Raw genomic sequence first — 26,731 nt, 5'->3', positions numbered from 1 at the left:
ACCCATCAACGGAAAGGACCCGAGATGAAGAAATCGATCATTCTGGCCGGCGCGGCGGCGATGCTGCTGACCGGCTCGCTGGCCGTCCAGGCCGGCGGCAAGTTCCGTGCGGACGCCGACGGCGATGGCAAACTGACCCGCGAGGAGATGACGGCCAGTGTCGAGAAGCACTTCGCGAGGCTGGACGTCGATGGCGACGGCCTGATCTCCGGCGAGGAGATGAAGGCGGCCTGGAGCCGACATGCGGAGAAGCGCGGCGACGGCCATGGCGGCAAGCATGGCACGATGGACCCCGACGGTGACGGCACGATCTCGCGCGCCGAGTTCGACGCCCGCGCCGACGACAGGTTCGCCCGCATGGACGACAATGGCGATGGCGTCATCGCTGCTGACGAGATGACGGGCCGCCATGGCAAGCGTGGCGCCAGGATGGACAGCGACGGCGATGGCTCGGTCACCCGCACCGAGTTCGACGCGGCCCGTGCCGAGAAGTTCGCCCGGCTCGACGCCGACGGCGACGGCGCCGTCAGCCGGGAGGAGATCAAGGCCGCCTGGGCAGAACATCACGGCGAGCGGTCCGGCAAGGGCGGCCACGGCAAGCGCGGCATGATGGATTCCGACGGCGACGGCAGCGTCTCGAAATCGGAGTTCGAGGGCCGCGTGCTGGGCTTCTTCGACAGGATGGACGCCGACAATGACGGCGTCGTCACCGAAGCCGAGCGCGAGAGCGCGCGCGAGAACTGGAAGAAGCAGCACCGTCAGTAGGTGCCGCCGGTCAACGGGGGCGGCGGCGCGCCGTCGCCCCCGGACACTGGATTTCCCCGGGCGGCGACCGATCTGATGACAAGCGATAGGCCATGCCGCGCCGGGGGCTCATGAACGACACGAAGCCGCATATCCTGCTCGTCGATGACGAGCGCGCCATCCGGGAGCCGCTCGCCGCCTTCCTGTCGCGCAACGGTTTCCGCGTCACCCAGGCGGCGGACGCGGGTGCGGCCCGCGCGCGGCTTGCCGCCTACGCGGTCGATCTTGTCGTGCTGGACATCATGATGCCGGGCGAGGACGGGCTCAGCCTCTGCCGCCACATCCGGGTCAACGGCGAGTTGCCCGTCGTCCTGCTGACGGCGCGCAGCGACGAGACGGACCGCATCGTCGGCCTGGAGATGGGCGCCGACGACTATGTGGTGAAGCCTTTCAATCCCCGCGAACTGGTCGCGCGCATCCGCGGCATACTGCGCCGCGCCGGCGGCGGCCCGCGGCCGCAGCGGGCGCCGGAGACGGCGAGTTACCGTTTCGGCAACTGGGTGCTGAAGGCCGGCGAGCGGGCGCTCGTCGACCGCGACGGCGTCTCCGTGGCGCTGTCGACCGGCGAATTCAATCTGCTGCTTGCGCTGGTCACGCGCCCGCGCCAGGTGCTGTCGCGCGACCACCTCCTCGATATCACCCAGGGCCGAGAGGCCGGCGCGTTCGACCGCGCCGTCGACAATCAGGTCAGCCGCCTGCGCCGCAAGATCGAGGTGGACCCCCGTAATCCAGAGTTGATCCGTACCGTCCGCGGGGGCGGGTACTCGCTCGCTGCCGAGGTGGAGCGGCTGTGAGACTCGCCCGCCCCAGGACGCTGGCCGCCCAGCTCGCCCTGCTGGTCGCCGCGGCGTTGTTCGTCGCCCAGGCGATCAACTTCGCGCTGCTTTATGGCGAGCGGCGGGAGCGCAGCCTGAACGCCATTAGCGCGCCTGCCATCGCCCGCATACATGATGCGGCCGAACGGCTGCAGCAGGGCGTCGGGGAGCGGCGGGGACCTTTCGGCCGGCGCGTCCGGATCAGCGCCGACAGCGCGGTCGACGCCGCCGCGCCGCGGGAGCCGGCGCTGGAGGCGCGCATCGCCGACGGGCTGGGTGCCCTCGGCGCGAATGTTGCCGAGGTCCGCGTGACCGGGGCCGGCGAATGGCGGGGCAATCCGCGCCGACAGCCGCCCGGGCCGGATGGCGAGCCGGAACCCCGTCAGCTCTATCTGGTCTCGGCGAAGGCCGGACAGGCGCTCTGGATCAACGTGCCGGCGATCGCGCCGCGCGAGGATGACTGGCTGCTGGGGCGCCTGCTGGTGCAGACGGCAGTCATCTATGGCGTTGTGCTGCTGGCGGTGCTCTGGCTCGGCCGTCGCGCGGCCCGCTCCCTGGGCCGGTTGACCGATGCGGCCGCCGGGTTCGGCGCCAGCGGTGGCGGCCGGGAACTGCGCGCGGAAGGACCTGCAGATGTCCGTCGGCTGACCGAGGCGTTCAACGACATGCAGCGCCGGATCGCGGCCATGCTCACCGAGAAGGACCGCATGCTCGGCGCCATCGGCCACGACCTGCGCACGCCACTCGCCTCGCTCCGCCTGCGCGCGGAAAGTGTCGAGGACCCGGAAGAGCGCGAACGCATGATCGCCACCTGCGAGGAGATGAGCGCGACGCTGCAGGACATCCTTACCCTGGCCCGCGTCCACCAGTCGGCGGAAGCACCGACGACCGTCGATCTCTCGGCGCTGGCGGACGCCGTGGCCGAGGATTTCGCCGAACTCGGCGCCGACGTCGTCTTCGAGCCGTCGCCACGCGTGATCGTCTCGCTCCGGCCGGTACTGACGCGCCGCGCGATCCGCAATCTCGTGGAGAACGCGGTCAAATATGGCGGTGGCGCGCGGCTGCGCGTCGCCGCCGGGGTGGAGGCCGCCGTGGTCGAGGTGGATGATGACGGGCCGGGCATACCCGAGTCGCGGCTGGAGGAGATGTTCGGCGATTTCGCGCGTCTCGAAGGTTCGCGCAGCCGCGCCACCGGTGGCGCGGGACTGGGGCTCGCCATCGCCCGCGAGATCGCGCGGGTGCAAGACGGCGACATCGTGCTGCAGAATCGGCAGGGCGGTGGCCTGACGGCGACCCTCCGCCTGCCGGCTGCCTGAGCTCGCGCTTTTTACGCCGGGGAAAGGTCTGGCGCGGCGCGGATTCGACCGGTTTTCGCCGATCGTGAATGTAACCCCTTTGCAAATTATCCTACCCGCGAGTATCTTCCGCTCCGGCGGTCTGATCTTGGGGAGGAGAGGGGCGCGTATCGCTGGGCGCACGCCGGGGCCTCTGGCCCGGCGTGCGCCCCCCGACGCACCCGACGAATTTTCCCGGAACGGATTGCTCCACGGCCCTGCTAGGATATCCACGGGCCGTCGGGATACGGTCAAACAGGGAGGAAAACAAAGATGAAGCACATCCGGAGCATGATCATGGCGGCGGCGGGCGCAGCCATGCTGGGCGGCGCCGCGACGGCGCAGGCCCAGGATCTGAAGATCGCGGTCGGCTTTCCGCCGGGCAGCGCCGCGTTCTACGCGCTGGACAATCTGGCGAAGAACATCGAGGCGAACAGCGACATGAAGGCGAAGGTCTTCGCGCTTTCGCTGCTGAACCTGAAGGAGACGCCGCCGGGCATCCGTGACGGCATCGCCGACATGGGCTTCGTTCTCCCGCCCTATTACCCTGCGGAATACGCGGAAACCAATCTGGCGGCGAATCTTTCCATGCTGGCGACCACCGGCGAGCAGATCGAGAGCCCCGGGACGGCCATGGGCGCAGCCATGACGGAATATGTCTTCCTGCATTGCCCCGAATGCCTCACCGAGCACAAGCGGATGAACCAGGTCTATCTGGGCACCGGCACCAGCCCGACCTACATCCTCCATTGCACGACGCCGATCCGCACGATGGCGGATCTGAAGAACAAGAAATACCGTTCCGGCGCGGCCAATTTCGGCCGCTGGGCCGAGGCGGTCGGCGGCACCAAGGTCTCGGTGCCGGGCAACGATATCTACGAAGCGATGGCCCAGGGCGTCGTGGACTGCGGCATGTTCTCGGCGACCGAGCTGACCAACCTGCAGCTCTTCGACGTGACCAAGTACATCACCACGAAGATTCCCGGCGGCGTCTTCGCCGGCGTTGCGACCAACAACATCAACCGTGACGTCTGGGCCGATCTGACGCCCGAACAGCGCGAAGTGATCTTCAAGGCCTCGGCGCGCTCGAACGCCGACGTGACCTGGAAGTACTACGCCGACGCGAAGCGCAACCTCAACGACGCGCCGGACAAGGGCATCGAGATCATCGAGCCGACCGAGGAAATGGTGAAATTCTCCAATGAATTCGTGGAGAGCGATCTGAAGGTGATCGCCGAACAGTTCACCAATGACTACGGCGTCGACAACGCCCAGGCGAAGATCGAAAAGGTCGCGGAGCTCGTCGACAAGTACAAGAAGCTGACCAAGGACATGGCCGACGATCCTGAGGCCCTGGCCCAGCTCTACTGGGACGAGATCATGTCGAAGGTCGACCTCACGACCTACGGCCTGGACTGAGGCCGAACGGCAGAGGCGGCGGCTGATGCCGCCGTCTCCTGCCGCCGCCCCGGCCAGAACGTCACGAATTCCGGAACCGCAACATGTCTTTCATCGATAGGTGGCTCGCCAGGGCCACGAATCTGACGACGGTCATCGGCGCGATCGCCGTGGTCCTGATGATGATCCACATCACGGTCGACGTGGTGGGCAAGTTCATCTTCTTCCTGCCCGTGCCGGCGACGATCACGCTTGTCTCGAACTACTACATGGTCGTGGTGGCGTTCCTGCCGCTGGCGCTCACCGAACGGCGGAACTCGCACATCTCCGTCGAAGTGCTGACCGAACAGTTCTCGCCGCGCTGGCAGCGTCACATTCACGGCTGGACCTGCCTCTACTCGGCGGTGATCTTCAGCCTGCTGACCTATCGCAGCCTGTTCGACGCGCTCGACAAGTACGATCTCGGCTCCTTCATCATGGAGCAGAGCACCAAGGTGCCGATCTGGCCCGGCCACTTCCTGCTGCCGCTGGGCGCGGGACTGATGGTCCTGATGCTGCTGCTCCGTTTCGCCAGCTATCTTTCCGGCCGCCCGCAGCCTGGCGGGTCCGAAAACATCGTCGCCGAATAGGAGGCCGCCCTGTCTGACGTCCAGATCGGATTCGCCGGAATCGGCATCCTGCTCGCTCTCATCGCCCTGCGCGTGCCCATCGGGGTCTCGCTGATCGGCGTGTCCTTCTTCGGTATCTGGGTTCTGGTCGGCGATCGCGCCGCCTGGGGTTCGCTGGGGGTCATTCCCTACAGCTTCGCCGCCTCCTGGCATCTCAGCTCGGTACCGATGTTCCTGCTGATGGGCTTTCTCTGCTACCATGCCGGCCTGACCAAGGGCATGTTCGACGCCGCCCGGATGTGGCTGTCGCGGTTGCCCGGCGGTCTCGCCATCGCCACCGTCTTCGGCGCCGCCGGCTTCGCCGCAGTCACCGGATCCTCGGTCGCCTGCGCCGCCGCCATGGGCCGGATCGCGGTGCCGGAGATGATGCGTCACCGCTACGCGCCGTCGCTGGCCACGGGCACGGTGGCCGCAGCCGGCACCATCGGGGCGCTGATTCCGCCATCGATCCTGATGATCCTCTACGGCATCATCGCCGAAGTGCCGATCAGCCAGCTCTTCCTGGGCGGCGTCGGCGCCGGTCTGCTGACGACCTTCGGCTACATCGCGGTGATCGTGATCCGCGCCAAGCTGAACCCCGAACTTGCGCCGCCGCTTCACGAGGAAGTCACCTTCCGCGACAAGATCCTGGCATTGCGGGAAACCTGGCCGGTGTTCCTGCTGATGCTCGGCGTCTTCGGCGGTCTGTTCTCCGGCGCCTTCACCCCCAGCGAGGCCGGCGCCGTCGGCGCCGCGCTGGCGACCATCATCGCGGCGATGAAGGGTTCGCTCACCTGGGCCAGCTTCCGCGACGCGCTGGTGGAGACGCTGCTGACCTCGGCATCGCTGTTCATCATCGCCATCGGGGCCTCCATGCTGACACGGTTCCTGGCGTTTTCCGGCGCCGGCGACTACCTGTCCGACAGCGTCTCGGCCATCGGCGCGGATCCGCTGATGCTGCTGATCGGCATCTCGCTGATCTATCTGCTGCTGGGGATGTTCCTGGAGCCGATCGGCGCGATGCTGCTGACCCTGCCGATCCTGCTGCCGATTCTGGACACGGCCGGGTTCAGCCTGATCTGGTTCGGTGTGCTGCTCACCAAGTTCCTGGAAATCGGGATGATCACGCCGCCCATCGGCCTGAACGTCTTCGTCATCAAGGGAGTGGTGGGCGACCTGGCGTCGACGGGGCTGATCTTCCGCGGCATCGCGTGGTTCCTTGTGGCGGATCTGTTCGTCGTCGTCGCCCTCATCGCGTTCCCCGAGATCATTCTCTACCTGCCGAACCTGCTGGGCTGAGAGGGAGAGAACGGACATGCGGATATCGAGCGCGCGCGTGGGGGAGAAGCTCGGAACGATCGAATCCGAGCTGACACCGAGGCGCCTCCTGGCCTATTCGGCCGGACTGGAATTGGGCGACGACTGCTATCTGGACGACGCCCGGCCCGGCGGGGCGGAGATGATGCCGGCCATGTGTGCGGCCATCGAATGGCCGCTGGCCGATGGCGTTCGGATCTCCGAACTGATCGGCGTGACCCTGGCCCAGTATCGAAAGGTCGGTGTCCACGCCGAGCAGGACAGCCGCTATCACCGTCCGCCCCGCATGGGCGAGACCCTGACGACCACGGGCTGGCTGGAGGTACTGCGTCAGACCCGGGCCGGCGTGCTGATGACCTGCCGCTACGACACCGTGGACGGGGAGGGCGCGCCGGTCTTCACCAGCTACAATTCGGGCATGTTGCGCGGCTGGGAGCTGGACTGCTCCCGCGCCGGCGATTCCGCCGCCGGCGCGCTGCAGCCGGCCGCTCTCGACGAAGGGCAGGTGGCGAAGACGGATGTGCCCGTCGCCCGCCACCTGCCGCACATCTACTCCGAGGGCGGGCCGATCTGGAACCCGATCCATACCGAGCGGCTGGTTGCGCTGGCCGCTGACCTTCCCGATATCATCCTGCACGGGTCGGCCACCTGGGCGCTGGCAATGGACCGGGTGATCCGGGCTCATGCCGGCGGCGACCCCAGGCGGCTGAAGCGCTTCGCCTGCCGGTTCACGGGCATGGTGATCCCCGGGGAGACGATCACCGTCCGCCACCGCGCGGCGGGCGACGGGATAGAGTTCGACACGGTCAACGCCGACGGCCGCCCGGTGCTCTCCTGCGGCGTCGCGGAACTGCATTCCGTCTGAGCGCCCCCCGTCCGACAATGACTGGAGCTGATTGACGATGAGCATCGACATCCAGACCGAGCCGGCCGACGCGTCAGCGGAGACCGCCGATCCGCGCATCCCGCCGCGCGACGACGTCGTCGTGCGCAACCTGATCGAGCGCTGGAACCGCGAATGCCCCGACAAGGCCTTCGTGGTGTTCGAGGACGGCGCGAACTGGACCTATGCCGAACTGCGCGAGAAGGTGCTGCAGACGGCGCTCGGCCTGCAGCAGATGGGTGTGCGTCAGGGCGATCACGTCATTGTCTGGCTGCCGAACTCGCCCGAGAACCTGCGCCTCTTCCTGGCGCTGAACTATCTCGGCGCGGTCTATGTGGGGATCAACACCAGCTATCGCGGCAACCTGCTGGCCCATGTCGTCAATATCTCCGACGCCCGGCTGATCGTGGCACACGCGGATCTGGCGCCGCGGCTGGCGGAAATCGACACGGCGAAGCTGGAGCGACTGATCGGCGTCGCCGGGACGGCGGAGATCGAAGGGCTGGATTGCCGCGCCTATGCAGACGTCCTGTTGCCGGAGAAGGGGACGATTGCGGCGCCCGAGCGCACCATCGAGCCCTGGGATCCGCATCAGATCATCTTCACGTCCGGCACCACCGGGCCGTCGAAGGCGGTGCTGTGCTCCTATCTGCACCTCTATTCCAACGCGGGGCCGGAGAGCTGGCCCTGCGTCACCGGCGAGGACCGCTATCTGGTGAACCTCCCGATGTTCCACATCGGCGGTTCCGGCATCACCTACAACATGCTGGTGCGCGGCGGCTCGATCACGCTGGTGGACCGCTTCGACACCGCCTCCTTCTGGGACGTGATCCGGAAGACGGAGACGACGGCGACCTTCCTGCTGGGCGTGATGGCGCAGTTCATCGAGAAGCTGCCCGAGACGGAGAACGACGCGGACAATCCGCTGCGCGTGATGTTCATGGTGCCGCTGGCGGGCGACATCAGGAAATTCGCCGCGCGCTTCGGCGTCGAGGTCTACACGATCTTCAACATGACCGAGGTCTCCACGCCGATCTTCTCGGAGCCGAACCCCGAGATCCGCGGCACCTGCGGCAAGGCCCGCGCCGGTGTCGAGGTCCGGCTGGTCGACGACAACGACTGCGAGGTGCCGGTCGGCGAGATCGGCGAGATGATGATCCGCACCGACCGGCCATGGGCCATGAACTCGGGCTACTACAACAACGCGGAGGCGACGGCGAAGGCCTGGCGGAACGGCTGGTTCCACACCGGCGATGCCTTCCGCATGGACGGCGAGGGCAACTTCTACTTCGTCGACCGCATGAAGGACGCCATCCGCCGGCGCGGCGAGAACATCTCGTCGTTCGAGGTGGAAGCCGAGGTCGGCGCCCATCCGGCCGTGCGGGAAGTCGCGGCGATCGCCGTGCCCAATGAGATGAGCGAGGACGAGGTCATGGTGGTCTGTGCGCCCGTCGAGGGCCGCGAGATCGACCCGGTGGAGCTGATCGAGTTCCTGAAACCGCGCATGGCCCACTTCATGGTCCCGCGCTATGTCCGCGTGGTCGCCGAACTGCCCAAGACGCCGACGGCCAAGGTCCAGAAGGCGGAGTTGCGCAAGGAAGGCGTCACTGACGACACCTGGGACCGGGAGGCCGCCGGCATCCGGCTGAAGGGCGACCGGTTGGCGCGCGCATCCTGATTACCACATGGTGAGACTCCAGCCGCCTTCGTGAGCCTCGAACCGGTCACGATGCGGTGGCATGAAGGCGCCGGCGGGCGATCCCGTCCGCCGCGCAACCGATGGAGCGAGCCATGTTGTTATCGACATTGAGAGCGGGCGCCGCCGGCGTCGGGCTGATCGTGCTGACTCTTGCCCCGGCCGCGATGGCGCAGCCTCAGGAGCGGGAGCCGGGCAAACTGCACATTTCCGTCGAGGGCACGGCCAGCGCCGTGCCGGACGTGGCGCGGGTTTCCGCCGGCGTGGTGGCGGAGGCCAACAGCGCCAGCGAGGCGATGACGGAGCAGCGCGCTCGGATGAACCGCATTGTCGCGACGGTTCGCGATTCGGGTGTCGACGAACGCGATATCCAGACCGCCGGCATCAGCCTGTCGCCGATCTACCACCGCAATCCCGAGCGCAGCAGCCCGCGGATCAACGGCTATCGCGCCACGAACCGGGTGAACATCACGGTGCGTGACCTGAAAAAGGTCGGTGCAGCGCTCGACGCCCTGGTGGCCGCGGGCGCCAATGACATCGGCAACATCTCCTTCGCCTTCAGCGAACAGGAGCAATTGCTGACCGAGGCGCGCACGAACGCGGTCGCGGCGCTGGAGGCGCGCCGGGATTTCTACGCCCGCACGGCCGGGCTGAAGATCGGCCGGCTGCTCAGTCTCTCCGAATCCGGCGGCATGCGCCCGCCGCGCCCGATGGAGTACGCGATGCGCGCCGAAGCGATGGATTCGGCGCCGACACCCGTCTCGCCGGGCGAATCCGAAGTCAGCGTCGGTCTGAGTGCGGTCTACGAGATCGAGGAATAGAAGAGCCGTGGGGGCGCGGCTGGCGGCTTCGCGAGCCGTCCCCCACAGCGAGCCCGTCAGCCGAGTTGCTGGCGCAGCTTGTACTTCAGGATCTTGCCGCCGACGGTGGTCGGGAACTCCTTGACCGGGACGATCCGTTTCGGCGTCTCGAAGCCGGCCAGGCGTTCGCGGCAGAAGGCGATGATGTCCTTCTCGTCGAGTTCCTTGCCGTTTGCCGGGATGATGCACGCGGTCACGGCTTCGCCCCAGCGGTCGTCAGGCAGGCCGATCACCGCCGCGCGCTCGACCGCCGGATGCTGCTGCAGCACCGATTCCACGCGGATCGAGGAGACGTTCTCGCCGCCGGATTTCACGATGTCCTTGTAGCGGTCGACCATGATCCGCAGTTCGTCGGTCTCGTCGAAGACGAAGCTGTCACCCGACCGGAACCAGCCATATTTCAGCGATTCCTTCGTCGCCTCCAGATCCTTGTAGTAGCCGGAGAAGATCGCCGGCGAGCGGTAGACCGCCTCGCCCTGCACGCCGGGCTGGCCGCGCAGGTCGTTGCCCTCCTCGTCCATGATCGTGGACGCCAGGATGGGCGCCGGCAGGCCCACATGGTTCACCGCCGGCGCGTTGCGCATGTAGACGTCAAGGTGCCGGTCGATGACGAACTTGTGGCACGGCACGCATTCGGTCTGGCCGATGATCTCGAAGAAGGTCGCATCCGGCGAACACATCTTGCGGAAGGCGGCGAGCGAGCCCGGCGCCATCGGCGCCCAGCCGTAGTACATCACCGTGATCGAGGAGAGGTCGTAGGACTTGGGGTTGTCCTGACAGGCCCGGATCATATCCTCGACGAACTGCGGCGAACCGCCGAACAGGCAGGTGATGCGTTCCCGGGTGATGGCGCCGGCCATGTTGTGGCCCTCGGGCTTGCGGCCCATGACCACGGTGCCGCCGCAGAGCAGCGGCGAGAACATGCAGATCTGGTCGCCGATGTGAAAGATCATCGGCGTGAAGACGCCCTGGCGAAGATCGGATTCGTGCGCCAGACCGCGGGTGATCGACAGCGCGTAGCTGTAGGCGCACATGTAGGTATAGGTGTGGGAGATCATCACCGCCTTCGGCGCGGCCGTCGTGCCGGAGGTGAACAGGATCTGCCAGATATCGTCGCCGTGGATCCTGACGTCCGGCTCGTCGGCGGTCTGCTTCTCGATGAACTGATCGAAATTGGGCGTCTCGCCGTCCTCCGGTCCGCCGATCAGCATGATCGGCTTCACGCCGGCGGCGTCGAATGCGCCGGACAGCTTTTCCCAGAGCAGAGCGTCGACGATGGCGCACTCCGCGCCCACCCGCTTCAGCGCGTCGGTGATCACGTCGGGCGCCATCATGGCGTTGACGGGTGCGGCGACCATGCCGGCCTTGCCGATCGCGACCTTGGAAAGCCATGCCTCGTTGGAGTTGTCGCACAGCATGGCGACGACGGTCGCACGCTCCAGACCCTTGTTCAGCAGACCGTTGGAGATACGGTTCATCAGGTCGTTGGCTTCGCGGTAGCTCAGCCGGGCATGCGCCGGATTGATGGTCGCGTCCGGCGTGGCGACCAGCGCCGTCTTGTGCGGGTCGTTCCATGTATAGCGTTCGATGATGTCGCCCACCGAAACGCGGTTCCAGCGCTGGTCGTTGCGGCGGTTGTGGAAACTCTCGACGTCGAATTCCATCGTATGGAGCGGGTTCATCGGATTCATCGGGGCCTGTGCCTCCTTGGTCTGCGCCGCCTGCCGGCATCACCTGCGGCCGGCGTGCGGCGTTGGTTCAGCGGTTGCTGTAAGCGTCGTGCAGGGCGAGAACCTGCTGCGCCTGCTTCAGGTGCGGGATGTCCAGCATCTTGCCGTCAAGACCGACCGTCCCGGCGTCCGGTTGCGCCGCGAAGGCGTCCACCACGCGGCGGGCGAAGTCGACGTCCTCGGTGTCGGGCGTGAAGCTCTCGTTGATCGGCGCGACCTGGGCGGGATGGATGGCCATGCGGCCGGTAAAGCCCTCGCGCTGGGCCTCCCGGGAGGATCGGCGCAGCGCCTCCTCGTCGCGGAAGTCGGTGGCCACCGTCTCCAGCGCCTGCACGCCGGCGGCCTTCGCGGCCAGCAGACAGAGCGAACGGATGGTGCGGTAGGTCAGCGCCCAGCGTCCGTCAGGCGCCATGTTGGTGGTGGCCCCGATGGCTGTCGAGATATCCTCCGCACCCCAGGTCAGACCCAGCAGGCGGGTGAGGCCCGCGTCGGCGAAATCGCCCAGGGTGAACGGCGCGCGAGCCGTTTCGGTCGCCACGGGAATGATCCGGATCGAACCCGGGTCGACGCCATCCCGCGCCTCCAGCGCGTCCAGGTAGTGGCCGAGCTGGCGGACATCGTCCGGGCCGTTGGTCTTGGGCGCGATGATGCCATCGGGCCTGCCCTTCACGATGGCCGCGAGATCGTCGAGCACGAACTCGGTGTCGAGCGGATTGATGCGCACCCAGAGTTCGGGGCCTTCCGTCCGCCGCTGGGCCAGCATCGCCAGCACGGTCTCCCGCGCGCCCGGCTTCTTCGCCGGCGAGACCGAATCCTCCAGATCGAGGATCAGGGCGTCCGCGCCGACATCGTGCGCCTTGGCGAATTTCTTCTCGCTGTCGCCGGGGACGAACAGCATGGAGCGGAGCGGGGCCTCCGTCATGACGGCTTCTTCAGCATCATGCCGGCGCGCTTGCAGTGGGCGACCAGGGTGCCGTCCTGCTTGTAGGCGCGGTGCAGGAAGGTGACGATGCCGCGGTCGCCCTTGGACTTGCTCTCGCGCATGTCGACGATCTCTGTCTCGACGCGGATGGTGTCGCCATGGAACAGCGGTGCGGGGAACCGCACTTCGTCCCAGCCGAGATTGGCGGCGGTCGTCCCCAGCGTGGTGTCGCCCACGGAGATGCCGACCATCAGCGCCAGCGTGAAGCCGGAATTGACGATGCGCTGACCGTATTCCGTATGCTCCCTGCAATACTCTTCATCGAGATGAAGCAGCGCCGGGTTGTGCGTGATCGCCGTGAACCAGACATTGTCGGTCTCGGTGATCGTGCGGCGGATCGGGTGCTGGAACACCATCCCGATCTCGAATTCGTCGTACCAGAGTCCAGCCATTCGTCTTCTACCTCCCCAGATCAAGACGCTGTTTCGGATGGGGAGGAAAACAAGCACAAACTGGCGCGCGACGCCAGTTGATCCGCGATGCGTTCACATTCGCGCGCGGCGCGTTGCCGGGCGGGCGCTTGCCGCCCACCTTCAGGCGGAGCGTTCCGTCGGAGCAATGGAGATCGATCATGAAACGGATTCTCGCCGCCGCCGTCCTGGCGCTCGGCCTCTTCTGGCAGACCGGGGCCGCGATCGCCCATCATGGCTGGGCGTGGACGACAGGCGGCAACATCGATCTGACCGGCGTGATCACCGAGGCCGAGCTGGGTAATCCGCACGGGGTGCTCACGGTCGACGTCGAGGGCGAGACCTGGACGCTGGAGGTGGGCCAGCCCTGGCGCAACGAGCGCGCCGGCGTGAAGGACGGCGATCTGGCGCCCGGCGCGGAGATCCGCGCCATCGGCGAACCGGCGGCCGACAAGTCGGAGAGGCTGCTGAAGGTGGAGCGCTTCTGGCTCGGCGAGACCGAGTACGTGCTCTATCCCGACAGGAACTGAGCGCGCGTGGAGACGGCGCTCCAGGCGCTCGAGGGCGCCGGCTTCGCGCAGTACTTCCGGTCGGCGCGCTGGGGCTATGCGGCGCTGAACGCAGGCCACATTCTCGGCTTCGCCCTGCTGGTGGGCGCGATCGTGCCGCTCGACCTGCGGCTGCTCGGATTCTGGCGGTCCGTCGAGCGGGCCTCGCTGGTCCGTGTCCTGGTACCCACCGCCGCGGCAGGATTGGCCCTGGCCGTCATCGCCGGTTTGCTGCTCTTTTCCGTCCGGGCGGGCGAGTACGCGGATCTGGCCGTCTTTCGCGTCAAGCTGGCGCTGATCCTGGCCGGCGTAATTGCGGCGCTGCTCGCCCATCTCCGCCACGGCTTTCTGCTGCAGGTTGCGTCCGACGCGACGCTCCGCCGTCATGCGCTGCTGTCGATGGTCTGCTGGCTGGGCGCCCTGGTCTGCGGGCGGCTGATCGCATTCATGGGCGATTGAACCCGACGTGCTGGACGCGGACCCGTCCGCCTGATCCAATCGGTGGCGCAAATCGCAAAGGGGGAGGGCAGACCACATGCGTCTTGACAGGCCGCGGATCGAACCGCTGAAGGACGAGGAGTTCACCGAGGAGCACAAGGACGCCCTCGGTTATTTCCTGAAACAGGGCTGGGTGCTGAACATCTTCCGCACGCTGGTGCGGGCCCCGCGCGCCTTCAAGCGCTTCAACGTCTGGGGCGGCTATGTGCTCTCGGAGCGCAACGACCTGCCGCCGCGGGAGCGCGAACTGATCATCCTGCGCACCGGCTGGCTCTGCAAGGCGGGCTATGAATGGGGCCAGCATGTCGAGATCGGCCGCGACTGCGGCCTGACCGACGCTGAGATCGAACGCATCAAGCAGGGGCCCGACACGCCGGAATGGACGCCGCTGGAGCGGGCGCTGCTGCAGGCCACGGACGAACTGGTCACCGACCACTTCATCACCGACGCGACATGGCAGGCGCTGTCCGAATTGACCGAAAAGCAGCGCATGGACGTGGTCTTCACCGTCGGCCAGTACACCCAGGTCTCCATGATCCTCAACAGCTTCGGGATCCAGCTCGACGCGGGCATGGAACTGGATCCGGACCTGAGAAAGCGATGAGCGTCGCCGGCCGTCTGGAGGGCCGGACGGCCATCGTCGTCGGCGCAGGGCAGACGCCGGGCGAGACCATCGGCAATGGCCGCGCCATTGCCGTTCTGTTCGCCCGCGCCGGCGCCGAAGTGCTCTGTGCCGACCTCCACCTCGACCGGGCCGAGGAGACCACGGCGCAGATTCGCGAGGAAGGCGGCAAGGCAGCGGCCACCGCCGTCGACGTGCGCGACCGCGGGTCCTGCGCGGCGTTGATCGCGGACGCGGCGGCGCGCTGGGAGAGGATCGACATCCTGGTCAACAATGTCGGCATCGGCGGCGGTGGCGACGCCCCGGCGCACCGGGCGGACGCGGACGCGCTGGACCGCATCATCGACGTCAATCTGAAGGGCGCATGGCGGACTATCGCCGCGGCCGTGCCGGCCATGCGGGAGAAGGGCGGCGGCGCCATCGTCAATATCTCCTCGCTGGCCGCCCGGGCCGGCGGGAACATGGTCGCCTACGAGATGTCGAAGGCCGGCCTCGACCGGCTGACCGCCCATGTCGCCCTTTCCAACGCGAAATACGGCATACGCTGCAACGCCGTGGCGCCCGGCCTGATGGACACGCCGATGGCGATCACGGGAACGGCGGCGGCGCTGGGCGTCCCGGCCGAGGAGGTGCGCCGGGCCCGGAACGCCCGCGTGCCGCTCGGCGGGCGCATGGGCACGGCCTGGGACACGGCCCACGCGACCTTGTTCCTGGCTTCCGACGAGGCGCGCTTCGTCACCGGCGCGGTGGTGCCGGTCGACGGCGGCGGAGGACTGCGCTCCACCTGAGGCCGGAGAAACGGAAAGGGGCCCCGCCGGGCGAAACCCGGCGAGGCCCCGTGTCCTGACCCGGTCAGGCGGCGGTTACGCCGCCTGCGGGAGGCTCTTCTGCTTGCCGCCGTTGATCTCGATCTGCCGGGGCTTCTCGGCCTCCGGGATCTCGTTGACCAGATCGATGTGCAGCAGGCCGTTCTCCATCTTGGCGCCGGTCACCCTGACGGTGTCGGCCAGATGGAAGCGGCGGGTGAAGGCGCGGCGGGCGATGCCGCGGTAGAGGAACGAGGTCTGCTCGCTCTCTTCCTGGCGCTCTTCCACCTTGCCGCTGACGGTCAGCGTGCGGCCTTCCTGGGTAATGTCGATATCGTCTTCGCCATAGCCGGCCACGGCCAGGCTGATGCGGTAGTCGTCGTCGCCGGACTTCACGATGTCATAGGCCGGAAAGACCGGACCTTCGTTGGAATTGAAGGCGACGTCGAACAGCCGGTCGAACCGGTCGAAGCCGACGGAATTGCGGAAAAGGGGGGTAAGATCAAAGGTGCGCATTTCACATCCTCCATTCGAAGCAATGCGTCTCAGCACGACACCCCGGCTCGCGGGGTGACCAGTCTGTCCACCGGCCCGGATGCTCCGGCGCCGGCAGGGTTCGGGAAGGATTCCCGTGGCGGGACATCGCTTCCGGAAGCGGATATGTGGTGGCTTCGCCGGGGTTCAAGAGTTTCCAGCGCACAAAAAAGCCCGCCGGTGCGGACCGGCGGGCTTCTCTCGCAACCCCTTGGCGGGGCTGAATGATTCGAAGGCTACTTGATGCCGAAATTGGCGTAGCGGGCACGGAATTTGGCGACCTGACCCTTGTCGAGGACGCGCTGCTGACCGCCGGTCCAGGCGGCATGGCTGGAGGGATCGATCTCCAGCACCATGGTGTCGCCCTCGCTGCCCCAGGTGGAGCGGGTCTTGTAGGTCTCGCCGTTGGTCAGCTGGACCGTGATCTCATGGTAGTCGGGATGGATATCGGGCTTCATCGCTGGGCCTCGGTTTCTCTGCCGCCGCAGCGGCGCGGCGCATGCTCGGTTGTTCGGAAGCGGGGCTTATAGCGAAGCCGCGGCAGCGGGGCAAGTGGGCAATGTCCCCGCCGTTCGCTCTCCCTTGAAGGGCGCGGCCCGTTCGCTATGATCCGCCGGCCTTGCCCCAGTGGCGGAATCGGTAGACGCGACAGACTCAAAATCTGTTTCCGGCAACGGAGTGCCCGTTCGAGTCGGGCCTGGGGCACCATCATCCTCGCCCGCGCGGCTGCGGCGGGCGGACAGCGGCGCGGGAGGCAGACATGATCGTCGGCACGCCGAGGGAGATCAAGAATCACGAATACCGCGTCGGCCTGACGCCCGAGAGCGCGGCCGAACTGGTCAGGCACGGCCACCGGGTGCTGATCGAGCGCGGCGCCGGCGACGGAATCGGCGCCCATGACGCCGAATACGAGGCCGCGGGCGCGGCGCTGGTCGACGACGCGGCGCAGATCTTTGCCGAGGCCGACATGGTCGTGAAGGTGAAGGAGCCGCAGTCGGCGGAGCGGGCCATGCTGCGCGGCGGCCAGATCCTGTTCACCTATCTCCACCTCGCGCCCGACGCCGACCAGACCCGCGACCTCGTGGCCTCCGGCGCCACCTGCATCGCCTATGAAACTGTCACCGACCGTCATGGCGGCCTGCCGCTGCTGAAGCCCATGAGCCAGGTCGCGGGCCGCATGTCCGTGCATGCCGGCGCCAATGCGCTGGAAAAGGCCCATGGCGGCCGCGGCGTCCTGTTGGGCGGCGTGCCCGGCGTCATGCCCGGCAGGGTCACCATCATCGGCGGCGGCGTGGTGGGCTTCAACGCCGCGCAGATGGCGGCCGGCCTAGGCGCGGACGTCACCATTCTGGACCGCAGTCCCGAGGTGCTGGAGCGCCTCGGCATCCATTTCGAGAACCGGGCCAAGACCCGCTTCTCCAACGCCCACAATCTGCACGAATGCGTCACCGAGGCCGATCTGGTCATCGGCGCGGTGCTGATTCCCGGCGCCACAGCGCCGAAACTGGTGACCCGCGAAATGCTGGGCGACATGAAGCGCGGCGCGGTGCTGGTGGACGTCGCCATCGACCAGGGCGGCTGCTTCGAGACATCCCGCCCCACGACCCACGCCGATCCGACCTACGTGATCGACGAGGTCGTTCATTACTGTGTGGCCAACATGCCCGGCGCGGTGGCGCGCACGTCCACCTACGCGCTGAACAACGTCACCCTGCCGCACACGCTCAGGATTGCCGACGACGGCTGGAAGCGGGCGCTGAGCGACGATCCCTGCCTGGCCGAAGGTCTGAACGTCTGGAACAACCAGGTCACCTGCCAGCCGGTTGCGGAGAATCTCGGCTATCGGCACGTGCCGGTGGCGCGCGCCCTCAACGCCTGATTCCGTGGCCCGTCGACCGGGCCGGCGAGATTGCATCTTGATATTGCGAATTGTTTGCAATAAAGAATCGCCAGCAAGTCGTATGAAAGGCGTGGGGGAGAGCAGTCATGTTCATCGCAATGAACCGCTTCAAGATCGTCAAGGGCGAGGAAGAGGCCTTCGAGCAGGTCTGGCGGGAGCGCGACCGGCACCTCGACCAGGTGCCCGGCTACAAGGAGTTCCAGCTTCTGAAGGGACCGGAGGAGGAGGATCACACCCTCTATGCCTCCCACACCGTCTGGGCCTCGCGCGAGGCCTTCGAGGCGTGGACGAAGTCGGAGGCGTTCCGCAAGGCTCACGCCGGCGCCGGCGATCGGCGCGGCCTCTATATCGGCCATCCGATGTTCGAGGGCTTCGAGGTGGTGCTGGATGGCTGACCCTTCCGCCTCCTGCCGGCGCCCGCCGACAGGCGGAACCGGCGCCCAGGGCCGCCCGCGCTTCCGCAGCGAGGACCTGCTGGGCGATGCCAGCGAGATCGAGATCGACCATGGCGGCGAGGTCTACCGCCTGCGCCGCACCCACAGCGGGAAGCTGATACTGACGAAATAGACCGCGGGACGCGCCTGTCCCGCACGGAACCGGATCCACGCCAGCCACCAAGGCCGACCGCCCAGGCAGCCAGCTTCAGGGATTCCGTCTCAAGACACTTGAGAGGAACCAGACATGCTGCCGAGACCATCAACCCTTGTTTTGCTTGCCGCGTTGACGCCGGCCGTCGGGCTGACCCAGGAAACGCCGGCGGAAGCGCCGGGATCGACCGAGAGCGAGAAGGTCGCGAGCGGGGAAGGCCAGGGCGAACTGGTGCTGCCGCCGATCTCGGTCACCGCGACCCGGACCCCGATCGAGGCGTTCGAGTATCCGGGCATGGTGACCGTCATGCCGCAGGAGGAGATCGACCTGCGCCAGGCCTCCTCGCCGGACGACCTGCTGAATTTCATCCCCAATGTCGAGTTCACCGGCGGGCCGCGCCGCACCGGCGAGACGCCCAGCATCCGCGGCTTCTCGGGCAGCGACATCGTGGTCCTGATCGATGGCGCGCGCCAGAACCTCAACGCCGGCCATGACGGCCGCTTCTTCATCGACCCGATGATGCTGCGGGAGGTCGAGGTCCTGCGCGGACCCGCCTCGGCGCTCTACGGCTCGGGCGGCACGGGCGGCGTCATCGCCTTCCGTACGCTGAGGGCCGAGGACGTGCTGGAGGAGGGCGAAACCGCGGCGCTCCGGCTCTCGGCGGGCTATCAGGATGTCGATGACGAGGAGCTGTTCGGCGTCGCCAGCTTCACCCGACCGACCGAGAACTGGGATCTGACCGCCAGCCTGGTCTACCGCGATCCGGGCACCATCCGTCTGGGCGACGGCAGCGAGCTGAGGCGCGCGGACGACGACATTCTGAGCGGCCTGTTCCGGTCGTCCTACGACGCCGGCGGCGGCCACGAGCTGGAACTCTCCCTGCTGCATTTCCGTAATGACGCAACCGAGCCCAATGTCGGCCAGGGCGCGGCCGGCGCCGACGAGGTCGACAAGGACATCACCAACGACACGGCCCGTCTGAGCTGGCGCTACGACGCGCCGGACGATCCGCTGATCGATCTGGACGCGCAGCTCTACTACACGCGTTTCCGCATCGACGAGACGCGTCTGGACAACGCCGGCGCCGGCGCGCAGGGCGACGAGCTGAAGCGCGACGTGGACACGCTCGGCTTCCGCGCCGACAACCGCTCGGCGCTGGACTGGATCGACGACGGCGCGGTGACCTTCGTCTACGGGCTCGAGGGCTATCGCGACGTCCAGGACGGCGCGGAGAACGGCGGCGAGCGCGACGGCGTGCCGGATTCGACGAACCTGTTCGGCGGCGTCTTCGGGCAGGCGGAATTCCGCTTCTACGAACCCTTCGGGGCGGGCACGGGGGATTTCGTCCTGCTGCCCGGCATGCGCTTCGACTATTTCCGCTCCACCAGCGCTATCTCAAGCGACGTCACCGATGTCGCGCTGTCGCCGCGCTTCGGCGCGACCTGGTTCCCGACGCCCTGGGCCATGGTCTTCGGCAACTATTCCCGCGCCTTCCGTGCGCCCAGCTTCGACGAGGCCTTCCTGGACGGCGTGCATTTCGAGATCCCGGTCGGCGCCGGCATCGTCAACCGTTTCGTCCCCAATCCGGACCTGCAGTCGCAGCGCACCTCGACGGTGGAGATCGGCTTCGGACTGGAATTCACCAGCGTGCTTGCGCAGGGCGATCGCGTCGAGTTCAAGGCGACGCGCTTCCGCACCCGGGCCGAGGACTTCATCGATCTGCAGGTGAACCAGCCGACGCCCTTCGTCGACTGCAATCCCTTCATTCCCGGGGCCTGCGACGGCACCACCCAGGCGGTCAACATTCCCGAAGCCCTGCTGGAGGGCAACGAGATCGAGGCCCGCTATGACAGCCGCCGCGCCCGCGTCGCCTTCGGCTTCGGTAATCTCGATGGCGACGACCTCACCAACGGCGGCAAGCTGGGCGTGCTGACGCCGGCGCAGGTGACCCTGGACCTCGGCGTCAAGTTCCCCGAGTTCGGCGCCATCGCCGGCGTGCGCACACTGGGGGCCTTCGACTTCGACAAGGTCGATGCGGCCGCCGACGAGCGCGCGGGCTACGTCGTCCATGACCTCTACTTCGCCTGGGCGCGGAACCTGGCCGAGGACACCGAGATCCGCGTCGATCTCGGGGTCGATAACGTCACCGACCGCGCCTATTCCCGTGTCTTCAACGACGCCTTCGAACCCGGCCGCAACGTCAAGGGTCGCGTGACCCTGACCCGGCGCTGGTAGCCCGACAAGGAGAACCCGCATGCCCCTCCACGCCGCAAGCACCGGACGCATCGTCCTTGCCCTCGGATTGCTGTTCGGCAGCGGGGCATCGGCGGTGGCCGAGCCCCGGCGCATCGTTTCCGCCGGCGGTTCGGTCACCGAGATCATTCATGCGCTGGGTGCGGGCGACCGGCTGGTGGGCGTGGATTCGACCAGCTTCCATCCGCCGGAGGTCCGCAACCTGCCCGATGTCGGCTATCTGCGCGCCCTGTCGGCGGAACCGGTGCTCTCACTCTTCCCCGACATGGTGCTGGCGGAGGCCGACGCCGGACCGCCCGAGGCGCTGACCCAGCTCCGCGCCGCCGGCGTCGAGGTGGTGACCGCACCGGACGAGCCCGACATCGCGGGCGTTGCGGCCAAGATCGATGCCGTCGCCGCTGCGCTGGGCCGGGAGGCGGCGGGCGAAGCGCTGAAGAGCGACATGCTGGCGCGCTGGGGCGAGGTTCGTGAAGCTGTTGCCACAACCGGAGAAAGGCCGCGGGTGCTGTTCGTGCTGTCGACCGGGTCCGGCGCGCCGCTGGTCGCGGGGCTGGAGACTTCTGCCGCCGGCATCATCGAAATGGCCGGTGGCGAGAACGCGATCCGGGACTTCACCAATTTTCGCCCGCTCACGCCCGAGGCCGGCGTGGCGCTGGCGCCGGACGTGATCCTGGTGACACGGCGCACCGTCGACATGCTGGGCGGGGAGGCGGCGCTGCTGGCGCTGCCCGGCCTCGCGGCGACGCCGGCGGCCGAGTCGGGGCGCGTGGTCGCCATGGACGGGTTGCTGCTGCTTGGCTTCGGCCCGCGCACACCGGAGGCGGCGGCGCGGCTCGCCCGCGCGCTGCATCCGGATATCGAGCTCCCGGCCGGTCCCTGGGACGCGGAATGAGCGATCTGGCGGGCGTGGCGCGAAACAGCTTCGATCTGGCCGAACGGGCGCGGGGCCGGGCCCGCGTCCGTCGCCTCTGGATCGCGGGATTCGCGGTGGCGCTCGCGGTGGTGGCGCTGGGCGCCGCCGGGACCGGCGCCATCGATGTGCCTGCGGTCCACATCCTGGCCATCCTCGCGGATCGGCTGCTGGGGCTGGACCTCGGCATCCCCTACGAAGGGCGCGAGGAAGCGGTCCTCATGGCGATCCGTCTGCCGCGGCTGGTCCTCGGCCTCTGCGTCGGCGCGGCGCTCGCCGTTTCCGGGGCCGTGCTGCAGGGCATGTTCCGCAATCCGCTGGCGGACCCGGCGCTGATTGGCGTCTCCAGCGGCGCCTCCATGGGCGCGGTGATGATGATCGTGCTGGGCGGGCCGCTGCTGACCGGCGCGGCGGCGGGCCTGTCGGCCTACGCCATTCCCTTCGCCGCATTTCTCGGCGGCCTGCTGATCGTCACCCTGGTCTACGGCATCGCCCAGCGCGACGGCGGCACGGACGTCGCCACGCTGCTGCTCGCCGGAATCGCGCTCAACGCGCTCGCAGCCGCCGTGGTCGGGCTGATGATGTTCCTCAGTGACGACCGGGAACTGCGCGACCTGAACTTCTGGCTGCTGGGCTCCATCGCCTCGGCCACCTGGCAGAAGGTGACGATCCTGCTGCCCTGCGTCGCTGTGGGGCTGATCGGGCTGCAGCGCCTGACGCGCTTCCTCAACGCCATCGCGCTCGGCGAATCCGAGGCGAGACACCTCGGCATCGGCGTCGAGGCGGCCAAGCGCTGGGCTATCGTCCTCGTCGCGCTGGCGACCGGAGCGGCGGTCGCCATGTCCGGCGTGGTGGCCTTCGTCGGCCTGACGGTGCCGCATCTGGTGCGCCTGATGATCGGGCCCGACCACCGCTACCTGCTGCCGGCCTCGGCGCTGCTGGGCGCGCTGGTCATTACCCTGGCCGACACGGTGGCCCGTACCGCCGCTTCGCCGGCCGACCTGCCCATCGGCGTGGTCATGAGCCTGATGGGCGGTCCCTTTTTCATCTGGCTGCTCTACCGCCGCCGGCAGGTGGGGTTCTAGGTCGTGCTCGCAGCCCGTGACATCACCGTCGTCCGACAGAACCGCAAGCTGCTGGATGGCGTCTCGCTGCGCCTGAACGGGGGCAGCCTGCTGGCCGTCGTCGGCCCCAACGGCGCCGGCAAGTCGACGCTGATCCGCTGTCTGAGCGGCGACACGAGCCCCGAGGGCGGCATGGCCGAACTGGATGGCCGGCCGATCGGCGGCTACGGCGCCGCGGATCTCGCCCGCCGCCGCGCCGTGGTCGGGCAGGAGCAGCATCTGGCCTTCGGTTTCAGCGTGATGGAAGTCGTGCTGCTGGGACGCATCGCCCATGCGGGGCGCTCGGGCCGCGACGACGATCTTGCCGCCGCCGCCGCAGCCATTGGCGCAATGGGGCTGGAGGCGCTGGCCGAACGCGACTTCCGCACCCTCTCCGGCGGCGAGAAACAGCGCTGCCACCTGGCCCGCGCCCTGGCGCAACTCTGGCCCTTCGCCGGGGCGACGGCGCGGGGCAAGGTGCTGGTGCTGGACGAGCCGACGAACAACCTCGACCTGCGGCATCAATACGGCCTGATGGACCAGGTCCGGCGCATGGCCGACAGCGGGCTCGGCGTCATCGCCGTGCTGCACGACCTCAACCTCGCGCTGCGCTACGCTGACCGGGTCGCGGTGCTCTGCGACGGCCGGCTGGCGGGATGGGGCCCGCCGACGGAGACGATGACAGGCGCCTTGCTGAGCGAGGTCTTCGGCCTCGAACTCAGGCGTATCGAGACGCCGGACGGGCCGCCGCTGATCGTACCGGCCGCGCAACTCGCCGACGCGATGTGACCGCTAGCCCTTCTTCGCGCCGAAGCAGTGTTCGGGGCCGGGAAAACGGCGGGCGCGGACATCCTCGCCATAGGCGCTCACCGCCGCGCGGATCGTCGCCGAGGTCTCGGCATAGCGCTTGACGAATTTCGGCATGTAGTCGCTGGCCAGGCCCAGCAGATCGTTGATCACCAGGATCTGGCCGTCGCAGGCCGGCGAGGCGCCGATGCCGATGGTGGGGATGGCGATCTTCTCCGTGATCTCGCGCGCCAGCGGCTCGACCGTGCCCTCGATGACCGTGGCGAAGGCGCCGGCCGCGGTAACCGCTTCGGCGTCCCGCGTGACCTTGTCGGCCAGTTCCGTGTTGCGGCCCTGGGTCTTGAAGCCGCCCATCATGGCGACCTTCTGGGGCATCAGGCCGACATGGGCGAGCACAGGCACGCCGCGCTCGGTCATGAAGCGGATGGTCCGTTCCATCTCGGTCCCGCCTTCCAGCTTGACCGCGCTGCATCCGCTCTCCCGCATCAGCCACATGGCGTTGCGGATCGCCGTTTCCGGGCTCTCCTCGTAGCTGCCGAAGGGCATGTCGACGACGACGAGGGCGCGCTTCGCACCACGCATCACGGCCTTGCCGTGCATCGCCATCATCTCCAGCGTCACGCCCTGGGTCGTCGGGAGGCCGTGCACCACCATGCCCAGCGAATCGCCGACCAGGATGAAATCGACCAGATCGTCGATGGCCTGGGCGGTCGGGTAGTCGTAGGCGGTCAGCGAGACGATGGGCGTCCCGCCCTTGCGGGCGCGGATCGCGGGTACGGTGACGGGACCGGCGGCGGACATCGGATCGGGGCTCCCCTGGTTCTGGTTCAGAAGCCGGCGGCGCTCTTCGCCGGCACGACGTCAAAGGCGCCCCGTCCTTAGCACGGCGCGGGGGCGCAGTGTCACCCCGATCGCCGCATGCGCCTCAGCACCGCTCCGTATAGCCGCCGGAATAGCCTTCGCAGGCGGGGTTGGTGTCGCCGGCCGGCAAGGTCTCGTGCTCGGCGCAGGCCGCCAGGGCAGTCATCAGGACCGCCGCCGCCAGCCGGCGGCATCCGCAAACGCCGCCGTGCCGTATACTGGTGATGACATCCCGCATCGGTTGCTCCCGTATCGCGACCGATACGCCACGGAACCCGGAGAGGATTACACCATGAAGCTGAAAGGCCCCTGGTCGAGAACGGAGATCGAGGATCATCTGGCGCGGACTGTCGTGCCGGTGCGCCTTTCCGGCGCCGGCGCCAACGCCTGGCCGATGGTCGTCTCGGTCTGGTACCTGTGGCGGGACGGCGCGCTCTGGTGCGCCTCGGCCCGCTCCGCCGCCATCGTGCGTGCGCTGGAATCCAACCCCCGCTGCGGCTTCGAGATCGCCGGCGACGCGCCGCCCTATTTCGGCGTCCGCGGGCAGGGCCGGGCGGAGATCCTGCCCGATGGCGGGCCGCTGCTGCGGGAGCTCTATGGCCGCTACGGCGGCGACGAGGATCACGCCTTCGGCCGCTGGCTGCTGGGCCGGGACGCCGAGGAGGTGCGAATCCGCATCGCGCCGGAGCGGATGATGAGCTGGGATTACCGTGTCAGGATGGCCGGCGCCTTCGGCTGAGCGCCGATTGTTGCTGCACCGCGACGAAATCAAGCACCCGCCGTCGCTTTCGGACCCTTCTAATATGCACCCGGCACCGTATATTCGCGCGGTTTGTTTCATGGAGAGGCCGTCCGTATGGCAATGAAGATCGGCGTTCCGAAGGAAGTGCACGACGGTGAGCGGCGCGTGGCGCTGACGCCGTCCGTCGCGCGGCAGATCGCGAAGCTCGGCTACAGCCTCGCCGTCGAGAGCGGCGCAGGCGAACATGCCGACTTCTCCGACGAGGCCTATCGCGAAGCCGGGGTCGAGGTGCTGGAGAGCGCCCGCGACGTCTGGGCCGATTCCGACATCGTCCTGAAGGTGCGCGCGCCCGAGCAGCATCCGTCCGGCGTCCACGAGACCGAGATGCTGCGCGAGGGCCAGACCCTGATGAGCTTCGTCTGGCCGGCGCAGAACCCGGAACTGATGGAGAAGATGGCGGCCCGCAAGGCGAGCGTGATCGCCATGGACGCGGTGCCGCGCATCAGCCGGGCGCAGAAGCTGGATGCCCTGAGTTCGATGGCCAACATCGCCGGCTATCGCGCCGTCATTGAGGCCGCCAACCATTTCGGCCGCTTCTTCACCGGCCAGATCACCGCCGCGGGCAAGGTGCCGCCGGCCAAGGTCATGGTTATCGGCGCCGGCGTCGCCGGTCTCGCCGCGATCGGCGCAGCGCGCGGCCTGGGCGCGGTCGTCCGCGCCTTCGACACCCGCCCCGAAGTCAGGGAGCAGATCGAAAGCATGGGCGCGGAGTTCCTCGAGCTCGACTTCGAGGAGGAAGGCTCCGGCCAGGGCGGCTACGCCAAGGAAATGTCGAAGGAGTTCATCGACGCCGAGATGGCGCTGTTCCGCGAGCAGTGCGCCGATGTCGATATCGTCATCACCACCGCCCTGATCCCGGGCAAGCCGGCGCCGAAACTGATCCTTGCCGATATGGTGGAAACCCTGAAGCCGGGCTCGGTCATCGTCGATCTCGCCGCCGAGCAGGGCGGAAACTGCGAACTGACGGAACCGGGTCAGGTGGTGGTCCGTCATGGCGTCACCATCATCGGTCTGGTCGATCTGCCCAGCCGTCTGGCGGCGCAGTCGAGCCAGCTCTACGCCTCCAACCTGCGGCACTTCCTGGACGACCTGACGCCTGCGAAGGACGGGCAGCCCAACCACAACATGGACGACGTGGTCATCCGCGGCGCGACCGTGATCAAGGACGGCGAGATCACCTGGCCGCCGCCGGCCGTCGAGGTCGCGGCGAAACCGAAGGCCGCGGCGGCATTGCCGAAACCGGCGGCCAAACCCGAGAAGAAGCGTCCGGGTGCGGGATCGCTTGTCGCCATGGCGGCGGGCGCCCTCGCGCTGCTCGGACTGGGGACTGTGGCGCCGGCCGACTTCATGGCCCATCTCACGGTCTTCGTGCTTGCCTGCTTCGTGGGCTATCAGGTGATCTGGAACGTGACTCCGGCGCTGCACACGCCGCTGATGTCGGTCACCAACGCCATCAGCGGCATCATCGTCATCGGCGCCCTGCTGCAAGTTTCCAGCCCGTCATGGATCGTGACGGCGCTGGCCTTCGTCGCGGTGCTGATTGCCACCATCAACATCTGCGGCGGGTTCTGGGTGACCCAGCGCATGCTCGGCATGTTCCGCAAGGACGAGGCGAAGGAGTAG

At 67.9% G+C, this 26,731-nt stretch carries 28 protein-coding genes and 1 tRNA gene; 23 read left to right on the top strand and 6 right to left on the bottom strand.

The features are described from left to right. Positions 1-24 precede the first annotated feature (24 nt). From TEF_18360 to TEF_18320, 9 genes are all read left to right on the top strand, one after another. On the top strand, positions 25-765 hold the full coding sequence (locus TEF_18360) for a hypothetical protein (GenBank protein ANK82534.1): 741 nt from the start codon (positions 25-27) through the stop codon (positions 763-765). A gap of 110 nt (positions 766-875) precedes the next feature. Then, positions 876-1,598, top strand: coding sequence for a DNA-binding response regulator (locus TEF_18355; GenBank protein ANK83595.1), 723 nt, complete (start codon positions 876-878; stop codon positions 1,596-1,598). Then, a complete protein-coding gene (locus TEF_18350) occupies positions 1,595-2,935 on the top strand; it encodes a hypothetical protein (GenBank protein ID ANK82533.1) in 1,341 nt (446 codons plus the stop codon). Before TEF_18355 ends, TEF_18350 begins: the two co-directional genes overlap by 4 nt. A 291-nt stretch (positions 2,936-3,226) precedes the next feature. After that, entirely contained in the window at positions 3,227-4,372 is a 1,146-nt protein-coding gene (locus TEF_18345) for a hypothetical protein (GenBank protein ANK82532.1), read from the top strand. Positions 4,373-4,455: 83 nt separating this feature from the next. Further along, positions 4,456-4,980 (top strand): hypothetical protein, encoded by a 525-nt coding sequence (locus TEF_18340; GenBank protein ID ANK82531.1) that lies wholly within the window; start codon positions 4,456-4,458, stop codon positions 4,978-4,980. 9 nt (positions 4,981-4,989) lie between these two features. Then, positions 4,990-6,297, top strand: coding sequence for a C4-dicarboxylate ABC transporter (locus TEF_18335; protein ID ANK82530.1), 1,308 nt, complete (start codon positions 4,990-4,992; stop codon positions 6,295-6,297). A gap of 37 nt (positions 6,298-6,334) precedes the next feature. Then, positions 6,335-7,180 (top strand): hypothetical protein, encoded by an 846-nt coding sequence (locus TEF_18330; protein ID ANK82529.1) that lies wholly within the window; start codon positions 6,335-6,337, stop codon positions 7,178-7,180. 37 nt (positions 7,181-7,217) lie between these two features. After that, positions 7,218-8,876, top strand: coding sequence for an ATP-dependent acyl-CoA ligase (locus TEF_18325; protein ANK82528.1), 1,659 nt, complete (start codon positions 7,218-7,220; stop codon positions 8,874-8,876). A 101-nt stretch (positions 8,877-8,977) separates the two neighbouring features. Beyond that, positions 8,978-9,715: a hypothetical protein gene (locus TEF_18320; protein ID ANK82527.1), complete on the top strand. Its 738-nt coding sequence runs from the start codon at positions 8,978-8,980 to the stop codon at positions 9,713-9,715. A 56-nt stretch (positions 9,716-9,771) separates the two neighbouring features. Here TEF_18320 and TEF_18315 read toward each other — a convergent pair whose 3' ends face one another. The 3 genes from TEF_18315 to TEF_18305 all read right to left on the bottom strand — a co-directional run bounded on the left by TEF_18315 (position 9,772) and on the right by TEF_18305 (position 12,858). Then, positions 9,772-11,418, bottom strand: a complete 1,647-nt coding sequence (locus tag TEF_18315) for a hypothetical protein (GenBank protein ID ANK83594.1) — start codon at positions 11,416-11,418, stop codon at positions 9,772-9,774. Between the two features lie 94 nt (positions 11,419-11,512). After that, a complete protein-coding gene (locus TEF_18310; protein ANK82526.1) occupies positions 11,513-12,406 on the bottom strand; it encodes a citrate lyase in 894 nt (297 codons plus the stop codon). Then, the gene (locus tag TEF_18305; GenBank protein ANK82525.1) at positions 12,403-12,858 is read right to left on the bottom strand and encodes a dehydratase; all 456 of its coding nucleotides are present in this window, start codon (positions 12,856-12,858) and stop codon (positions 12,403-12,405) included. The genes TEF_18310 and TEF_18305 overlap by 4 nt, the downstream gene beginning before the upstream one ends. 179 nt (positions 12,859-13,037) lie before the next feature. Here TEF_18305 and TEF_18300 point away from each other — a divergent pair, with 179 nt between their 5' ends. From TEF_18300 to TEF_18285, 4 genes are all read left to right on the top strand, one after another. Then, positions 13,038-13,406 (top strand): hypothetical protein, encoded by a 369-nt coding sequence (locus TEF_18300; protein ANK82524.1) that lies wholly within the window; start codon positions 13,038-13,040, stop codon positions 13,404-13,406. A 6-nt stretch (positions 13,407-13,412) separates the two neighbouring features. Then, positions 13,413-13,883, top strand: a complete 471-nt coding sequence (locus tag TEF_18295) for a hypothetical protein (GenBank protein ID ANK82523.1) — start codon at positions 13,413-13,415, stop codon at positions 13,881-13,883. A gap of 76 nt (positions 13,884-13,959) precedes the next feature. Next, positions 13,960-14,526, top strand: a complete 567-nt coding sequence (locus TEF_18290) for a carboxymuconolactone decarboxylase (protein ID ANK82522.1) — start codon at positions 13,960-13,962, stop codon at positions 14,524-14,526. After that, entirely contained in the window at positions 14,523-15,332 is an 810-nt protein-coding gene (locus TEF_18285) for a hypothetical protein (GenBank protein ANK82521.1), read from the top strand. The genes TEF_18290 and TEF_18285 overlap by 4 nt, the downstream gene beginning before the upstream one ends. Before the next feature lie 75 nt (positions 15,333-15,407). Here the strand turns inward: TEF_18285 and TEF_18280 are convergent, their stop codons facing one another. Further along, complete coding sequence (locus TEF_18280) at positions 15,408-15,866, bottom strand: heat-shock protein (protein ANK82520.1); 459 nt, start codon at positions 15,864-15,866, stop codon at positions 15,408-15,410. Positions 15,867-16,120: 254 nt separating this feature from the next. Continuing rightward, on the bottom strand, positions 16,121-16,342 hold the full coding sequence (locus TEF_18275; GenBank protein ANK82519.1) for a 50S ribosomal protein L31: 222 nt from the start codon (positions 16,340-16,342) through the stop codon (positions 16,121-16,123). A gap of 163 nt (positions 16,343-16,505) precedes the next feature. Between TEF_18275 and TEF_18270 the strand changes: the two genes are divergently transcribed. From TEF_18270 to TEF_18235, 8 genes are all read left to right on the top strand, one after another. After that, a tRNA-Leu gene (locus tag TEF_18270) sits at positions 16,506-16,592 on the top strand. 52 nt (positions 16,593-16,644) lie between these two features. After that, positions 16,645-17,763, top strand: coding sequence for an alanine dehydrogenase (locus TEF_18265; protein ANK83593.1), 1,119 nt, complete (start codon positions 16,645-16,647; stop codon positions 17,761-17,763). 107 nt (positions 17,764-17,870) lie between these two features. Then, on the top strand, positions 17,871-18,179 hold the full coding sequence (locus TEF_18260) for an antibiotic biosynthesis monooxygenase (GenBank protein ANK82518.1): 309 nt from the start codon (positions 17,871-17,873) through the stop codon (positions 18,177-18,179). After that, complete coding sequence (locus TEF_18255) at positions 18,172-18,351, top strand: hypothetical protein (GenBank protein ANK82517.1); 180 nt, start codon at positions 18,172-18,174, stop codon at positions 18,349-18,351. The genes TEF_18260 and TEF_18255 overlap by 8 nt, the downstream gene beginning before the upstream one ends. A gap of 153 nt (positions 18,352-18,504) precedes the next feature. After that, positions 18,505-20,607 carry a hypothetical protein gene (locus tag TEF_18250; GenBank protein ID ANK82516.1) on the top strand — a complete coding sequence of 701 codons (2,103 nt, stop codon included), beginning with the start codon at positions 18,505-18,507 and terminating at the stop codon, positions 20,605-20,607. A gap of 19 nt (positions 20,608-20,626) precedes the next feature. Next, positions 20,627-21,517 carry a hypothetical protein gene (locus TEF_18245; GenBank protein ANK82515.1) on the top strand — a complete coding sequence of 297 codons (891 nt, stop codon included), beginning with the start codon at positions 20,627-20,629 and terminating at the stop codon, positions 21,515-21,517. Next, the gene (locus tag TEF_18240; protein ANK82514.1) at positions 21,514-22,620 is read left to right on the top strand and encodes a hypothetical protein; all 1,107 of its coding nucleotides are present in this window, start codon (positions 21,514-21,516) and stop codon (positions 22,618-22,620) included. The genes TEF_18245 and TEF_18240 overlap by 4 nt, the downstream gene beginning before the upstream one ends. 3 nt (positions 22,621-22,623) lie before the next feature. Then, the gene (locus TEF_18235; protein ANK82513.1) at positions 22,624-23,427 is read left to right on the top strand and encodes a hypothetical protein; all 804 of its coding nucleotides are present in this window, start codon (positions 22,624-22,626) and stop codon (positions 23,425-23,427) included. A 3-nt stretch (positions 23,428-23,430) separates the two neighbouring features. Here the strand turns inward: TEF_18235 and TEF_18230 are convergent, their stop codons facing one another. Next, complete coding sequence (locus TEF_18230) at positions 23,431-24,246, bottom strand: 3-methyl-2-oxobutanoate hydroxymethyltransferase (protein ID ANK82512.1); 816 nt, start codon at positions 24,244-24,246, stop codon at positions 23,431-23,433. A gap of 352 nt (positions 24,247-24,598) precedes the next feature. Between TEF_18230 and TEF_18225 the strand changes: the two genes are divergently transcribed. Both TEF_18225 and TEF_18220 read left to right on the top strand, forming a co-directional pair. Further along, positions 24,599-25,045: a hypothetical protein gene (locus TEF_18225; protein ID ANK82511.1), complete on the top strand. Its 447-nt coding sequence runs from the start codon at positions 24,599-24,601 to the stop codon at positions 25,043-25,045. A 123-nt stretch (positions 25,046-25,168) separates the two neighbouring features. Next, on the top strand, positions 25,169-26,731 hold the full coding sequence (locus TEF_18220; GenBank protein ID ANK82510.1) for an NAD(P) transhydrogenase subunit alpha: 1,563 nt from the start codon (positions 25,169-25,171) through the stop codon (positions 26,729-26,731).

The organism is Rhizobiales bacterium NRL2 (assembly GCA_001664005.1).
Taxonomy (GTDB): domain Bacteria; phylum Pseudomonadota; class Alphaproteobacteria; order Minwuiales; family Minwuiaceae; genus Minwuia.
The sequence above is the reverse complement of the archived record's forward strand: the minus strand, read 5'-3'. Positions and strand labels throughout refer to the sequence as shown.